At 72.3% G+C, this 12,921-nt stretch carries 17 protein-coding genes and 1 riboswitch; of the genes, 6 read left to right on the top strand and 11 right to left on the bottom strand.

Annotated features, from left to right (window positions below; genetic code table 11):
- Window positions 1-146: 146 nt before the first annotated feature.
- The gene (locus ACFWM7_RS11625) at window positions 147-593 is read right to left on the bottom strand and encodes a GNAT family N-acetyltransferase (protein WP_383258440.1); all 447 of its coding nucleotides are present in this window, start codon (window positions 591-593) and stop codon (window positions 147-149) included.
- Window positions 594-688: 95 nt separating this feature from the next.
- Between ACFWM7_RS11625 and ACFWM7_RS11620 the strand changes: the two genes are divergently transcribed.
- Both ACFWM7_RS11620 and ACFWM7_RS11615 read left to right on the top strand, forming a co-directional pair.
- Window positions 689-916, top strand: a complete 228-nt coding sequence (locus tag ACFWM7_RS11620) for an antitoxin (protein ID WP_361880255.1) — start codon at window positions 689-691, stop codon at window positions 914-916.
- Window positions 913-1,284: a fic family toxin-antitoxin system, toxin component gene (locus tag ACFWM7_RS11615; protein WP_383258435.1), complete on the top strand. Its 372-nt coding sequence runs from the start codon at window positions 913-915 to the stop codon at window positions 1,282-1,284. Before ACFWM7_RS11620 ends, ACFWM7_RS11615 begins: the two co-directional genes overlap by 4 nt.
- A gap of 27 nt (window positions 1,285-1,311) precedes the next feature.
- Here the strand turns inward: ACFWM7_RS11615 and ACFWM7_RS11610 are convergent, their stop codons facing one another.
- From ACFWM7_RS11610 to bioB, 4 genes are all read right to left on the bottom strand, one after another.
- Window positions 1,312-1,989 (bottom strand): class I SAM-dependent methyltransferase, encoded by a 678-nt coding sequence (locus ACFWM7_RS11610; RefSeq protein WP_383258432.1) that lies wholly within the window; start codon window positions 1,987-1,989, stop codon window positions 1,312-1,314.
- A 114-nt stretch (window positions 1,990-2,103) separates the two neighbouring features.
- Entirely contained in the window at window positions 2,104-2,802 is a 699-nt protein-coding gene (bioD, locus tag ACFWM7_RS11605; protein WP_383258429.1) for a dethiobiotin synthase, read from the bottom strand.
- A 6-nt stretch (window positions 2,803-2,808) separates the two neighbouring features.
- Window positions 2,809-4,188 carry an adenosylmethionine--8-amino-7-oxononanoate transaminase gene (locus tag ACFWM7_RS11600; RefSeq protein WP_383258426.1) on the bottom strand — a complete coding sequence of 460 codons (1,380 nt, stop codon included), beginning with the start codon at window positions 4,186-4,188 and terminating at the stop codon, window positions 2,809-2,811.
- A complete protein-coding gene (bioB, locus tag ACFWM7_RS11595; protein WP_383258421.1) occupies window positions 4,181-5,479 on the bottom strand; it encodes a biotin synthase BioB in 1,299 nt (432 codons plus the stop codon). The genes ACFWM7_RS11600 and bioB overlap by 8 nt, the downstream gene beginning before the upstream one ends.
- A gap of 255 nt (window positions 5,480-5,734) precedes the next feature.
- Between bioB and ACFWM7_RS11590 the strand changes: the two genes are divergently transcribed.
- The gene (locus ACFWM7_RS11590) at window positions 5,735-6,895 is read left to right on the top strand and encodes an 8-amino-7-oxononanoate synthase (protein WP_383258416.1); all 1,161 of its coding nucleotides are present in this window, start codon (window positions 5,735-5,737) and stop codon (window positions 6,893-6,895) included.
- Here the strand turns inward: ACFWM7_RS11590 and ACFWM7_RS11585 are convergent.
- Together ACFWM7_RS11585 and ACFWM7_RS11580 are read right to left on the bottom strand one after the other, a co-directional pair.
- Window positions 6,888-7,142 (bottom strand): DUF397 domain-containing protein, encoded by a 255-nt coding sequence (locus ACFWM7_RS11585; RefSeq protein WP_383258414.1) that lies wholly within the window; start codon window positions 7,140-7,142, stop codon window positions 6,888-6,890. The genes ACFWM7_RS11590 and ACFWM7_RS11585 overlap by 8 nt on opposite strands.
- Window positions 7,143-7,201: 59 nt before the next feature.
- On the bottom strand, window positions 7,202-8,056 hold the full coding sequence (locus ACFWM7_RS11580) for a helix-turn-helix domain-containing protein (RefSeq protein ID WP_383258411.1): 855 nt from the start codon (window positions 8,054-8,056) through the stop codon (window positions 7,202-7,204).
- A gap of 233 nt (window positions 8,057-8,289) precedes the next feature.
- Here ACFWM7_RS11580 and ACFWM7_RS11575 point away from each other — a divergent pair, with 233 nt between their 5' ends.
- A complete protein-coding gene (locus tag ACFWM7_RS11575) occupies window positions 8,290-8,721 on the top strand; it encodes an ATP-binding protein (protein WP_383258408.1) in 432 nt (143 codons plus the stop codon).
- Here ACFWM7_RS11575 and ACFWM7_RS11570 read toward each other — a convergent pair.
- A complete protein-coding gene (locus ACFWM7_RS11570) occupies window positions 8,651-9,694 on the bottom strand; it encodes a LysR family transcriptional regulator (RefSeq protein ID WP_383258404.1) in 1,044 nt (347 codons plus the stop codon). The genes ACFWM7_RS11575 and ACFWM7_RS11570 overlap by 71 nt on opposite strands.
- Window positions 9,695-9,768: 74 nt before the next feature.
- Between ACFWM7_RS11570 and ACFWM7_RS11565 the strand changes: the two genes are divergently transcribed.
- Window positions 9,769-10,452 carry a LysE family translocator gene (locus tag ACFWM7_RS11565; protein ID WP_383258401.1) on the top strand — a complete coding sequence of 228 codons (684 nt, stop codon included), beginning with the start codon at window positions 9,769-9,771 and terminating at the stop codon, window positions 10,450-10,452.
- Window positions 10,453-10,536: 84 nt separating this feature from the next.
- Here the strand turns inward: ACFWM7_RS11565 and ACFWM7_RS11560 are convergent, their stop codons facing one another.
- The 3 genes from ACFWM7_RS11560 to ACFWM7_RS11550 form a co-directional block, all read right to left on the bottom strand.
- Window positions 10,537-11,007, bottom strand: coding sequence for a C40 family peptidase (locus ACFWM7_RS11560; RefSeq protein ID WP_383258398.1), 471 nt, complete (start codon window positions 11,005-11,007; stop codon window positions 10,537-10,539).
- 3 nt (window positions 11,008-11,010) lie between these two features.
- Window positions 11,011-11,194: riboswitch (cyclic di-AMP (ydaO/yuaA leader) on the bottom strand.
- Window positions 11,195-11,507: 313 nt separating this feature from the next.
- Complete coding sequence (locus ACFWM7_RS11555; RefSeq protein ID WP_383258395.1) at window positions 11,508-11,813, bottom strand: hypothetical protein; 306 nt, start codon at window positions 11,811-11,813, stop codon at window positions 11,508-11,510.
- Between the two features lie 52 nt (window positions 11,814-11,865).
- A complete protein-coding gene (locus ACFWM7_RS11550) occupies window positions 11,866-12,471 on the bottom strand; it encodes an ATP-dependent Clp protease proteolytic subunit (protein WP_383258392.1) in 606 nt (201 codons plus the stop codon).
- Window positions 12,472-12,556: 85 nt separating this feature from the next.
- Here ACFWM7_RS11550 and ACFWM7_RS11545 point away from each other — a divergent pair, with 85 nt between their 5' ends.
- Window positions 12,557-12,847 carry a type II toxin-antitoxin system Phd/YefM family antitoxin gene (locus tag ACFWM7_RS11545; RefSeq protein WP_383258389.1) on the top strand — a complete coding sequence of 97 codons (291 nt, stop codon included), beginning with the start codon at window positions 12,557-12,559 and terminating at the stop codon, window positions 12,845-12,847.
- Window positions 12,848-12,921: the final 74 nt, after the last annotated feature.

Below are 12,921 nucleotides of genomic sequence, written 5' to 3'. Positions count from 1 at the left end.
ACGCTCACACCTTTCGGCAGAAGGGTGACGGAGGGGCATGTCATCGTAGGCGTCTGCCCAGCAGCGCTCCGTCCTACCGCGGCAGTGCGTCCCCATCACCCGCCGCGGCAGACGTTGCCGCCGCCGATGCCCGCGCCCGTACCGCCTCAGTCGGTCAGGTGCTTCACCCAGCGGCTCCACTGCGGCTCGGGCCCGTACCCCGCCGCGCGCCAGGCGTGATGGGCGGAGGTGTTGCGGTCGAGGACCATGGCGTCGGCGCGCCGCCCGCCCAAAGCCGTGAACCGTTCCTCCGCCGCCGCGAGAAGGGCGCTGCCCACGCCCCGGCGCCGCTGGTCCGGGTGGACCGCGAGCCGGTAGAGATGGCAGCGCCAGCCGTCGAAGCCCACGATGACGGTGCCCACCAGCGCCCCCTCCCGCTCGGCGAGGATCAACGCCTCGGGATCCCGTTCCACCAGGCGGGCGACCCCGTCCCCGTCGTCGCTGATGCTGGCGCCCTCGGCGGCCACCTTCCAGAAGGCGAGGACCTCGTCCAGGTCGGCCGCGGTCGCCGGCCGTATCCGTGTCGACATCGAAAGATCGTTCATGACGGCCATCCCACCATCCGCCGCACCGGGGCGTCGATCGCGTTCCGCACCGCGGTCACACGCTCCTCTTGCCGGTGCTAGCACAGCCGCGCTAGCGTGGTCCGGTGCCCAAGACTCAGCTGAACGTTCGAGTGGACGAGGCCACCGCCGAGGCCGCGCGGCAGCGCGCGCTCCAGAGGGGGATGAGTGTGAACCGCTACATAGAGGAACTCGTCCAGCAGGACGCGGGCGAGGCGGGACACACCTTCGTCGAGGCCGCGGCCGACTTCATGAAGCAGTACGAGTCGGTGTTCGCCGAGGAGTTCGGCCCGGAGCGTGAAGGCACCCGTTGAACCTGCGGATCGACCTTTCCTGGCTGCTGATGGTCGCCGAGCACAAGACACCCGGAGACCCGCAGGTCGTCGACTGGGGGGCGCTCGTCGCCGCCGTGGCGCGGCACGACGCGGAGATCTTCGGCAGCACCGTCTACAGCGACCCGCACGCCCGCGCGGCCGCCCTGTTGCAGCTCCTGCTGCATGTGCCCGCGCTCGAACACTCCAACGCGATGTTCGCCTCGGCCGTCGCGTACGGCTATCTCGTCGCCTCCGGTCTCAAGGTCATCACCTCGCCCGAACAGGTCCGCGACCTGGCGCTGCTGGTGAAGCAGGGCAAGGCGGACGTGCGGGCCATCGCCGACGAGCTGCGGCAGTGGAGCGGGTGAGACAGCGCGAAACCCCCGGCCGCCGGCTCAGTCCTCCGTGAACGGCTTACGGGCCACGCCCAGGACGCACGGGGACGAGGGCATCTGGAGGCCCGATTCCGGGATGCGCAGCCTGCGGTACGTGCCCATCTCGAAGCCCGCCGCCTCGATCGCGGCCAGTGGATCCCGGGCCGTGTGACAGCCGCCGAAGAGCAGCGGCCACAGGGTCCGGTCGGCCGCCCGCTGGACGGTCGCCAGCGCCCGGCCCGGCGCCAGACCGTGCTCGAAGAACCGCAGTTCGCCGCCCGGCCGCAGGACCCGCCTGATCTCGGCGAGGGCCCGGGGCAGATCCCGTACGGTGCACAGCACCAGCGACGCCACCGCCCCGTCGAACGCCTCGCTCTTGACCGGCAGCGCCTCGGCCGCCCCCGGCACCACGTCCACCGGCACCTCGGCGCGCAGGGCGGCGCGGGCCGCGAGCTGCCGCAGCGAGCGTTCCGGCTCCAGCGCCACGACCTCCGAGACGGCGCCGGGGTAGTGGGCGAAGTTCAGCCCGTTTCCCGCCCCGACCTCGATGACCCGGCCGGAGAGCCCCGACAGCAGCTCCTCGCGGTACGCGGCGACGCCGCCCTTCAGGTCGGCGGTCACGCTCATCCGGGCGTAGAAACGGGCGAAGACCGGGTGGTGCACGGCGTCCCGGGGGAGCTTCCTGCTGCGCAGCTGCATGACGGACCTCCATGACGGAGTGGACGTGACGCTCCTAGGACCTGTCTGACGAATTCTCCCCCGGATCGCCTGCGGATAGCCCCCTGAGCGCCCAGGTACGTCCGGTCCGCGGCCTCAGTGCCGTCCTGCGGTCCAGCTCCCGCCCAGCTCCGGAGCGAGCCACCGCGCCGCGCCCGCCGCGAAGTCGGCGCCCGGCAGCGCACCCGCGCCGGCCGGTACCGCGCCCAGCAGCGGCGCACCGGCCGCCACCGGCAGGTCCTCGATGTTGCACCGGGACGCGAGGTCCGGCTCCGCCGGCATGCTGCCGATCACCACACCCCGGCAGCTCAGCCCCCGGCTCCGCAGCGCCTCGGCCGTCAGAGCGGTGGCGTTCAGCGTACCCAGACCCGCGGGGGCCACCACCAGCACCGGCGCGGACAGCAGCCGGGCCGCGTCCGCGAGGGTGCCGCCCTCGTCGTCGAACCGCACGAGCAGCCCACCCGCGCCCTCCACCAGCACGAGGTCGTGCTCGATGGCCAGCTTCTGAGCCGCCTCGGCGACCTCGAACGGCCGCACCGGGGCGAGCCCCGCCCGCCGGGCAGCCGTGGCCGGGGCCAACGGCTCCGGGAACCGGGCCAGTTCGACCGCTGTCACCTGGCTTCCCGCCAGCCGCGCGACCTCGGCCGCATCGCCCGGCTCCCCGGGGGCGAGCCCGGTCTGCGCGGGCTTGAGGACCGCGACCCGGCGTCCCCGCGCGGCGGCCGCCACCGCGGCGGTCACCACGGTCTTGCCGATCTCCGTGCCCGTACCGGACACCACCAGAATCGTCGACATATCGCTTCAGCTCTCCCGTGCCGCGGCGCACACGGCCCGGCAGATCCGCGCCACGTCCTCGTCGCCCGTGACGTACGGCGGCATCGTGTAGACGAGATCGCGGAACGGCCGCAGCCACACGCCCTCGCGCACGGCCGCGCGGGTCGCCGCGGCCATGTCCACCTCGTGGTCGAGCTGGACGACCCCGATCGCCCCCAGGACCCGTACGTCCACGACCCCGGGGAGATCCGACGCAGGCGCGAGCCCGGAGCGCAGGCCCGCGCCGATCCGCGCCACCTCGCCCTCCCAGTCCTGCCCGAGCAGCAGGTCCACCGAGGCCGAGGCCACCGAGGCGGCCAGCGGGTTGCCCATGAACGTCGGCCCGTGCGCCAGCACCGGCACCTCACCGCTGGAGATGCCCTCGGCCACCCGCGTGGTGCACAGCGTCGCCGCCATCGTGAGATAACCGCCGGTCAGCGCCTTGCCGACACACATCACATCCGGCGAGATCCCGGCATGCCCGGCAGCGAACAGCTTGCCCGTACGCCCGAAACCGGTCGCGATCTCGTCCAGGACCAGCAGCACGTCGTGCTCGTCGCACGCCTCGCGCAGCACCCGCAGATAGGCGGGGGAGTGGAACCGCATCCCACCGGCCCCCTGCACCACCGGCTCCACGATGACCGCCGCCAACTCCTCGGCGTGCGCGGCGATCAGCTCCCGCAGATGCGTCACATAGGCGGGGTCCGGCTCCGCGTCGAAACCGTCCGGTGGGGCGTCCGCGAAGACCTGCCGGGGCAGGGAGCCCGACCACAGATCATGCATCCCGCCCTCCGGGTCGCACACGGACATCGGCTGCCAGGTGTCCCCGTGGTAGCCGCCGCGCCAGGTCAGCAGCCGCCGTTTCGCCGGACGGCCGGCCGAACGCCAGAACTGGAGGCACATCTTGACCGCGACCTCCACGGAGACGGACCCCGAGTCGGCGAGGAAGACGTGCCTCAGCTGTTCGGGGGTGATCTCCACCAGCCGGGTCGCCAGCCGGACGGCGGGCTCATGGGTGAGCCCGCCGAACATCACATGGCTCATCCGGTCCAGCTGGCCGCGTGCGGCCTCGTTGAGGACCGGGTGGTTGTAGCCGTGCACCGCCGACCACCAGGACGACATGCCGTCCACCAACTCGCGCTGCCCCTCGACGGGTTCGGCAAGCCGGAGTCGTACCCCGGAGGCCGACTCCACGATCAGCGGCTCCTGGCGGCCCGGCATCGGACCGTACGGGTGCCAGACGTGCGCGCGGTCCAGGGCCCGCAGTTCGTCGGGGGCGTACGGCTTCGGCGCGGCGGGTCCGGAGTGCGCGCCGGACCCCGGGCGTGGGGCGGACTCGGGGAGCGCGGGGGCGTACGGCTCAGGCATTGGGGGCGAGATCCGTCCCCGCACCGCGTCGGCGCACCGCCACCAGATCCGTACGCGCCGGGCCGTTCGCCTTCGTACGCGCGACCGGGACGCTCTCCCCGGCGTCGGCGTCGGCGTCGGCGTCGGCGACTGCGACGGCTTCCGTATCGGCCACCCGTTCCTGCTCCCCGTGGCCGCCGCACGGCCCGCAGCCCCCGCCGCCACCGTGCGAACCGCAGCCGGCGGACTCCTGCGTTCCGCACCCCGCCGGCTCCGCCGACGTACCGCAACCGCCGGCCAGGGCGTCGGCCCGGTGGCGCGGCAGCGTCGTCGTGCCCGCGCCCTCCACCTCGAATCCGGCGTCCGCGATCATGTCGAGGTCGGCCTGGCCCGCCTGGCCCTCGCTCGTCAAGTAGTCGCCCAGGAAGATGGAGTTGACCAGGTGGAGCGCCAGCGGCTGCATCGAGCGCAGGTGCACCTCACGGCCGCCCGCGAGCCGCACCTCGACATCGGGGCAGACGAAGCGGACCATCGCCAGAATGCGCAGGCAGCGCTGCGGGGTGAGGTTCCACTCCTTGGCCAGCGGCGTGCCCTCGAACGGGATCAGGAAGTTCACCGGCACCGAGTCCGGGTCCAGGTCCCGCAGCGCGAACACCACGTCGACCAGGTCCTTGTCGCTCTCGCCCATCCCGGCGATCAGGCCGGAGCACGCCGAGAGCCCGGCGGCCTGAGCCTGCTGCACGGTCTCCACCCGGTCCGCGTACGTGTGCGTCGTGGTGATCGCCCCGTACGTCTCCTCGGACGTGTTGAGGTTGTGGTTGTACGCGTCGGCGCCCGCCGTACGCAGCCGGTCGGCCTGGCCGTCGGAGAGCAGACCGAGGCAGGCGCAGACCTCGATGCCCTCGTTCTCCTCCTTGATCGCCTCGATGGTCTTGGTGACCCGGTCGACGTCCCGGTCGGTGGGGCCGCGCCCGCTCGCCACCAGGCAGACCCGCTTCGCGCCGCCCGCCACCCCGGCGGCGGCGGCCTTGGACGCCTCGTCCGGCTTCAGCCAGGTGTACTTGAGGATCCCGGCCTTCGACCCGAGCCGCTGCGAGCAGTACGAGCAGTCCTCGGGGCAGAGGCCGGACTTCAGGTTGACCAGATAGTTGAGCTTGACGCGCCGCCCGAACCACTGCCGGCGCACCTTGCCGGCGGCGGCCACCACGTCGAGCAGGTCGTCGTCGGAGGTCGCCAGCACGGCGAGCGCTTCTTCGCGGGTCGGCAGTTCGCGCCGCAGCCCCTTGTCCACCAGCGTGTTCAGCAGGTCCATGAAAGATGATCCTGGCTTACGGCACCGCCTCCAGCCAAGGAGGAACCAGACAGGAGACCCGGGTGAGGGTGTGTGTATTGCCACACCCTGACCCGCTGCGCACCCGGCTAGGGTCTGTTGGCTGCCTACAAAGAGACCGTCTGCACCGGACTGTCCGCACCGGACCTTCTGCCGCAGACATTCGTACCGGACCGTCCGCACCGGACGTCCGCGCTGAGCCGCCCGCCGAGGCTCGCCTACCCAAGGGACCGCCCCATGTCCTTCGCCCCGTTCGACTGGATCGACGCCGAGGCCCGCCGCCGGGCCGCCGCCGGACTCGTACGGACGCTGCGTCCGCGCGACGCCGAGCCGGAGCTGCTGGACCTCGCGAGCAACGACTACCTGGGCCTCACAAGGCACCCGGAGGTCACCGCCGCCGCGGCCGCCGCCGCCCACCGCTGGGGAGCGGGCGCCACCGGCTCCCGGCTGGTCACCGGCTCCACCGCCCTGCACGCCGAACTCGAACGCGAACTCGCCGCGTTCTGCGGTTTCGAGGCGGCCCTCGTGCTCTCCTCCGGGTACGCGGCCAATCTCGCCGCGCTGACCGCGCTCTCCGGGCGCGGCTCCCTCATCGTCTCCGACGCGGGCAACCACGCCTCGATCGTGGACGGCTGCCGGCTCTCCCGCGCCGAGACCGCCGTCGTCCCCCACGCCGACCCGGACGCGGTCGCCAAGGCGCTGGGGGCCCACGACGGCCGGTCCCTCGCCGTCACCGACTCGGTCTTCTCCGTCGACGGCGACGCCGCCCCACTGGCCGCGCTGGCCGAGGTCTGCCGCTCCGCGAACGCCGCCCTGCTGGTCGACGACGCGCACGGCCTCGGCGTACTGGGCGACGGCGGACGCGGAGCGCTCGCGGCGGCCGGACTGGCGGGCGGCGACGGGACCGTGGCCACGCTCACCCTGTCCAAGTCGCTGGGCAGCCAGGGCGGAGCGGTCCTGGGGCCCGCCCGGGTCATCGACCACCTGGTCAACACGGCCCGTACGTTCATCTTCGACACCGGGCTCGCCCCGGCGGCGGCCGGCGGCGCGCTCGGAGCCCTCGGGGTGCTGCGCCGGGAACCCGAACGGGCGGCCCGCGCCCGGGACGTGGCCACCGCGCTGTACACGCGGCTCACCGCCGCCGGGCTGCGGGCGGTCCGGCCCGACGCGGCCGTCGTCTCCGTCCGGGCGCCCTCCGCGGACGCGGCGGTGCGCTGGGCGGCCGACTGCCGTACGGCCGGGATGGCGGTGGGCTGCTTCCGCCCGCCGTCCGTACCGGACGGCATCTCCCGGCTGCGGCTGACCGCCCGGGCCGACCTGACCGAGGAGCAGATCACGACCGCGGTGGCCACGATCGTCGCCACCGCTCCCCGGCAGGCGGACGTTCAGGTCAGCTGATCGGGTGCGGGCCGGTTCCGTGCGGATCGGCTCCGCGCGGGGTCAGGCCGGTCACGAACGTGCTCCAGGCCGCCGCCGAGAAGCGCAGCGGCGGCCGGTCCACGTCCTTCGAATCGCGTACGGCGAGGAGAGCGCCGAACGGCGCCGTCTCCACGCAGTTGTTCATTCCGGTCGAGCGGCTGCTGCGCCGCCACGATGCGGTGGACGGCGTTGTGGGCGACGGCGGTGGTGCGCAACGGTCGGACATGGTGGCCCCCTCGGGCAGTCGGACGGTCCGGCGGGACCTGGCCGGACGGCCCGGTTCCGCTAGCTGCGGCTGATCGCGGTGATGAGGTCCAACGAGCGTTCGGGCGACAGCGCGTGCGCCTGCAAGGTACGGAAGGCCGAGCTGTACGCGTCGAGGTCTTCTTTCCGCTCCAGATAGAGGCTACTCGTCAAGTGGTCAAGAACGACCACATCCAGGTCGGAAGTGTTCGGAAAAGAGAAGATGACGAAAGGGCCGGTGAGTCCGACGTAGCCGCCTGCCGCGAATGGCAACAACTGCAGCGAGACGTTCGGCAGTCGGGACACCTGGATCAGGTGGTGCAGCTGATCCCGCATCACCTCCGGTCCGCCCACCTCGCGATGGAGCACCGCCTCGTCCAGGACGGCGGTGAACCGCAGCGGCGGGCTCGCGCGCAGCACCCGCTGGCGGGTCAGCCTGACCTCGACCAGGGAGTCGAGCCGGCCGTCCGGTAACACGTCCAGCGTGGCGCGGGTCACGGCCCGCGCGTATCCGGCGGTCTGGAGCAGTCCCGGCACCACGGAGGTCTCCAGCGTCCGGACCGTACTGGCCTGCGACTCCAGACTGATGAAGTCGCGGTACTGCGGCGGGATCAGCCCCCGGTAGGCATGCCACCAGCCCGAACCGCCGCCGCCCGCCGACCCCGCGAGGACTTCGAGCAGCGAACGCAACTGGGTGTCGCGCACCGCGTAGACGTCCAGCAGCCGCGACACGTCGGCGGGCGTCACCCCGCTCGCGCCCGTCTCGATGCGGCTCACCTTCGACTGGTGCCAGCCGAGCAGCCGCGCCGCGTCCCGGCTGGTCAGCCCGGAGGCGTGGCGCAGGCTCCGCAGCTCCTCACCGAGCTTGCGCCGCCGGACGACGGGGCCGTGCAGCATGCCGGTCTCCTTCCGCTGTGGGAAGGGCCGGTCCGTCGCCGCGGCCGGCCCGCAGAGGGGTCAGTGTGCCGCCCGCCCACGCCGTACGGGTCCTGAATTCACCGCTTCGAGCGACAGATATATGCATATCTTGGCCGAACCCCGTTACAGGGAGCTGCATCGATGGCAATCTGGCGCGAAGCACAATCCCGGCCGACCGTCGGTCGCCCGGGGCGGGAAGGGACGGCGTCGCCATGGCAGACCATCAGGAAGCATCCGTCACTCTGCCGAGCGATCCGGCCTCGGTCTCCACGGCCCGCAGACATGTCGCCAGGACCCTGGCCCAATGGGGCCTGCCCGACGACAGCGAGTTCGCCGACACCATCCGGCTGATCGTCTCGGAGCTGGCCACCAACGCCGTGCAGCACACGTTCGGCCAGTCGCCCACCTTCACCGTGGACCTGCGCCTGGAACGCGACGAGGAGCTGTATCTCGGCGTCACGGACAGTCACCCCCGCTGGCCCCAGCGACTGCCCGCCGCCGTACGGCAGGACAACGGCCGGGGCATGGTCATCATCCGGACCCTGGCCAAGGAGCGCGGCGGGCGGCTCCAGGTCACCCCGACCGCCGAGGGCGGCAAGACGGTCTGGATCGCGCTCCCGTGGGTCGTGGCCCTTCAGGGCTGATCCCGGCGGGGCACGGGGAAGCGCCGGGGGCGTCAGCCCGCGGGCGGCCGGTTCGTCGGCGCTGCCGTGCCCCGCGGCCGAAGCCGCTGCGCAGCAGCGCGAGCAGCGTCGAGGCGGCCGCGCTCGACCGCTCGCCCCGGTGCACGACCGAGATGGTCCGGCGGAACGACGCGGGCTCCAGCCGCCGGACCGACAGCGGGGCCGACGCCATCGAGGCGACCATCTCCGGGACCACCGCCACCCCGAGCCCCGCACTGACCAGCGCGCACACCAGCGCGTACCCGGGCGACTCGCAGACCACCGCGGGCGTAGCCCCGGCCTTCGCGAGCGCGCTCTCGACCCCGCGCCGGGGCGGATGGGTGGGCGCGCTGCTGATCAGCGGCCGCCCCGCCAGCTCGCCGACCGGCAGCCGCCCAGTGCCCTCGGTGAGCCGGTGGCCCACCGAGGTGACCAGCACCAGCTCCTCGACCAGGACGGGGTCGACGAACACCCCCGCCGGCGGAGACGCGACCGCCCCCGGCTCGTAGGCGTGGGTCAGGGCGAGGTCCACCTCGCCCGCGGCCACGGCGGCGATCCCGCCGGGTGGTTCGTGGTGGGCGACGGCCAGCTCGACCTCGGGGTGGGCCCGCCGGAACGCGCTCAGGACCGGGGGCAGCAGATGGATCCCGGCCGTCGTGAACGTCCCCACCCGCAGCCTGCCGCCTGAGAGCCCGGCCAACTGCGCCAGCTCGTGCCGCGCCTGGTCCAGTTCGTCCAGCACCCGCCGGGCCCGGCCCGCCAGCAGCTCGCCCGCCGCCGTCAGCCGCGCCCCGCGATGGTGGCGCACCAGCAGCGCAGCCCCGGCCTCCCGCTCCAGCTTGGCCAGCTGCTGCGAGAGCGCGGGCGCGGTATAGCCCAGGCGGGCGGCGGCCCGGGTGATCGAACCGGCCTCCGCCACCGCCACGAGTGCCGCGAGCCGTGTCGGGTCGTACATGAAAGCGTTCCTTTAGACAGACCCAGAAGATTGCAAGTACACGCTAAAGGCTCCGCAGGTCCAAGGTGGACCTCATGGACGCACAACTGATCGCCTTCACGGGGGTCGCCGCCGGCATGGTCGCGCTGCCCGGCGCCGACTTCACCGTCGTCGTACGCAATGCCCTGGCCTCGCGCACCGCCGGCCTGGCCAGTGCGTTCGGCGTCGCCGGGGGACTGCTGGTGCACACCGCCCTCGCGGTCGCCGGACTCGCCGCGGTGCTGGTGACGATGCCCGTGCTCTTCCGCACCGTCCAACTGCTCGGCGGTGCGTACGTGCTCTACCTCGGGATCAGCGCGCTGTACGCGATCCGCCGCCGGCCCGCACAGGACAGCTCCGGTGAGCCGTCCGGCACGCCCGGCGACCCGCCCTCCGGTACGCCGGAGGGCGCGCCGGGGCGGCGAGTGCCCGGGGATTTCGGGCGCGCGCTGCGCCAGGGGTTCCTGACCAACGCGCTCAACCCGAAGGCCCCGGTCCTCTTCCTCAGCCTCCTGCCGCAGTTCGTGCCCCACGGTCAGCCGCCGCTGCCCCGGACCCTGTTGCTCGCGGCCCTCGTGGTGGTGCTGGCGCTGATCTGGTTCCCGGCCGTGGCCCTGCTCGTGGACCGGCTGGGCCGGTGGCTGCGTCGACCGCGTACCGCCCGCGCCATCGAGGGCGGCAGCGGTGTGGCGCTCACCGGTCTGGGACTCGCCCTGGTCACCGGCCCATTGCTGCGCTGAGGCCGGCCGCACGGCAAGAGCGCCGTACGGGAGGAGCATCCGCACGGAAGGGGTGCCCGCACGGAAAGAGCGTCCGGTCGGGGGTCAGCGGACCCGTCCGTACCAGACGCTCTTGGACCAGATTTTCGCCAGTCGCACCACGTCCCCCGATTTGGGGGAGTGCCAGATCTTCCCGGCCCCGGCGTAGATGCCCACGTGGTAGACGCTGCGCCCCGAATGGAAGAAGACGAGGTCGCCGCGTTTGCGCTGTGACTTCGCGATATGGCGGGTCTTGTTGTACTGCTGCTGTGCCGTGCGGGGAAGCTTCTTGCCGGCCTTCTTGAACGAGTAGAGCGTCAGGCCCGAACAGTCGAAGCGGCTGGGGCCGGCCGCTCCGTATTTGTAGGGAGCGCCCTTCTTCGACGCGGCGACCTTCAAAGCCTTCGTCGAGTGGGCGGCGGCCTCGGCTTCACTCACCATGCCGGGCGCCAGCATCGTGGACGTCACGGCCAGGGTGAGCACCGAAGCCGTACCGAACCGGGCGAACAGAGACGGGACATGAACCTGCGCAGACATGCGCAACCCTTCGTCAGCCGCCTGTGAAGGATGACCTGTCGGGTTCGGGCTGGCGAAGTTGCCCGGCCGCTCGACGCGGCTTCACCCCGAGGGCTTCCCGGTCTCCCGGTCGGCCCGTTGTGCTCGGGTCCTCCACTCCTGCCGATCCACTTCTGTCGACCAGTCATCCGGACGGCGGCAGGACTCGGCGTCCGCCCGGACCGCCCCGCCGCGGTGGCGGGGGCTTGTCGTCCCAGGGATCTTGACGCACTCCGTGCCGGATTTCCGAGTTGAAACGGTGGTTTGTGAGTCTCCTCACCACTGATCCATTCAGGTGGCCAGGCCGGATTCGCGCCCGCCGATGAGCCCGGCGCACACCCTCGTACCAGCGACGAAAGGGTGCATTTCGAGTACGGTCCGGACGTCGAGCGCAAGTTGGGCCGTCGCTCGCGCGGGTGATCTCCTACGCCGAACGAGCGAGGCAAATCGGTCACGGGACCGGGCGTGTCGTGCGGAGCGGGTCAGTTCACCGTCGGCGGCATCGCGACCCGACCCGCCCGCCGCTCCCCGTCCAGGACGCGCAGCGCCCGCGCCAGGGTGGCGGCGTGGAGCCGCGACTCGCCGCGCTCGTGCATCAGGGCCAGGGCGTCGCGCAGGGCCGCAGCCCCGGAGGCCAGGGCCTGGGCGGCCCGCAGTGCGCTGTAGGTGTCGCCGCCGTGGGCCGGGTTGATCCGGCCCATCTGGTCGAGCACGGCCAGATAGCGGTCGACGAACTCGCCCTCGGCCCGGGTCAGTGCGGGCAGGGGCGGGAACTCAGGTGGCTCCATCGGCGTTTCACCTCGCGTCGTACGGCGGCCGGTCGTACGGCGGCCGGATGGGTCAGCGGTTCTCCACGACGTGGTCGATCAGGCCGTGGTCGAGGGCGGCCTTGGCGTCGAGGATGGTGTCGCGCTCGATGTCGGCGGTGATCTGCTGCGCGGTCCGCCCCGTGTGCCGGACCAGCATGGCCGCGAACATCTCGCGGGTGCGCACCAGTTCGCGCGCGTGGATCTCCAGGTCGGACGGCTGGCCCCGCAACGGCTCCTCCAGTGCGGGCTGCTGAATGACTACCCGCGCGCCGGGCAGTGCATGTCGACGCCCCTTCGCGCCGGCCGCCAGCAGGGCCGCCGCGTAGGAGCCCGCCTGCCCCAGGCAGAAGGTCTCCACCTCGCAGGTCAGGAACCGCATCGTGTCGTAGACCGCCGCCATCGCCTGGAACGTGCCGCCGGGGGAGTTGATGTAGAGCGACAGGGGCCGGTCCGGATCGGCGTGCTCCAGATACATGAGCTGGGCGATGAGGTCGCTCGCGGCGGTGTCGTCGATCGGGCTCCCGAGGAAGACGATCCGCTCGGACAGCAGCTTGGAGTACGGGTCCAGCGTCCGGGTTCCGGTCGCGGTGCGCTCGGTGAACTCCGGCAGTACATAACGGGCGGCGGGGCGGATCATGGCGGTGCCTCTCTCCTGGAGCTGACCATCCGTCGGCCCATCCGTAAAAAATGTACAGGACGTACAGACGGTTATGATGGGGACTATGGCCTACGAGATTCCGGTGACGCAAGCACGGGCGGAGCTCGCCGAACTGATCAACCGCGTTGTCTACGGCGGTGAACGCGTTGTGGTGACGCGGCACGGCAAGCCGCTCATCGCGCTGGTTTCCGCCGCTGACCTGCAACGACTCGAAGCGGATGAGGCGGCGGTTGAGGAGCAGGTGATCAGCTCGGTCTCCTCGATCGGCTCCGCGCCATCCGCTCAGGGCGAACGACGCAGGTTCGGCATCGCCGCCGAGCACCGCCCGCACGACGGCGACGACCGGAACGCCTGACGCGCCGGCCGGACGGGACCGGACCGGGCTGGACCGCGACAGCACAGAGCCGGGTGCCCCTCCCGAAGGAGGGG

It is taken from the genome of Streptomyces sp. NPDC058375 (assembly GCF_042723425.1).
Lineage (GTDB): Bacteria > Actinomycetota > Actinomycetes > Streptomycetales > Streptomycetaceae > Streptomyces > Streptomyces durocortorensis.
The sequence above is the reverse complement of the archived record's forward strand: the minus strand, read 5'-3'. Positions and strand labels throughout refer to the sequence as shown.

Bases quoted from the DNA above. Each gene is read 5' to 3' on its own strand.
- ACFWM7_RS11625 (WP_383258440.1), bottom strand. From the start codon at position 593: ATGGCCGTCATGAACGATCTTTCGATGTCGACACGGATACGGCCGGCG.
- ACFWM7_RS11610 (WP_383258432.1), bottom strand. From the start codon at position 1,989: ATGCAGCTGCGCAGCAGGAAGCTCCCCCGGGACGCCGTGCACCACCCG.
- bioD (WP_383258429.1), bottom strand. From the start codon at position 2,802: ATGTCGACGATTCTGGTGGTGTCCGGTACGGGCACGGAGATCGGCAAG.
- ACFWM7_RS11600 (WP_383258426.1), bottom strand. From the start codon at position 4,188: ATGCCTGAGCCGTACGCCCCCGCGCTCCCCGAGTCCGCCCCACGCCCG.
- bioB (WP_383258421.1), bottom strand. From the start codon at position 5,479: ATGGACCTGCTGAACACGCTGGTGGACAAGGGGCTGCGGCGCGAACTG.
- ACFWM7_RS11590 (WP_383258416.1), top strand. From the start codon at position 5,735: ATGTCCTTCGCCCCGTTCGACTGGATCGACGCCGAGGCCCGCCGCCGG.
- ACFWM7_RS11585 (WP_383258414.1), bottom strand. From the start codon at position 7,142: ATGTCCGACCGTTGCGCACCACCGCCGTCGCCCACAACGCCGTCCACC.
- ACFWM7_RS11580 (WP_383258411.1), bottom strand. From the start codon at position 8,056: ATGCTGCACGGCCCCGTCGTCCGGCGGCGCAAGCTCGGTGAGGAGCTG.
- ACFWM7_RS11575 (WP_383258408.1), top strand. From the start codon at position 8,290: ATGGCAGACCATCAGGAAGCATCCGTCACTCTGCCGAGCGATCCGGCC.
- ACFWM7_RS11570 (WP_383258404.1), bottom strand. From the start codon at position 9,694: ATGTACGACCCGACACGGCTCGCGGCACTCGTGGCGGTGGCGGAGGCC.
- ACFWM7_RS11565 (WP_383258401.1), top strand. From the start codon at position 9,769: ATGGACGCACAACTGATCGCCTTCACGGGGGTCGCCGCCGGCATGGTC.
- ACFWM7_RS11560 (WP_383258398.1), bottom strand. From the start codon at position 11,007: ATGTCTGCGCAGGTTCATGTCCCGTCTCTGTTCGCCCGGTTCGGTACG.
- ACFWM7_RS11555 (WP_383258395.1), bottom strand. From the start codon at position 11,813: ATGGAGCCACCTGAGTTCCCGCCCCTGCCCGCACTGACCCGGGCCGAG.
- ACFWM7_RS11550 (WP_383258392.1), bottom strand. From the start codon at position 12,471: ATGATCCGCCCCGCCGCCCGTTATGTACTGCCGGAGTTCACCGAGCGC.
- ACFWM7_RS11545 (WP_383258389.1), top strand. From the start codon at position 12,557: ATGGCCTACGAGATTCCGGTGACGCAAGCACGGGCGGAGCTCGCCGAA.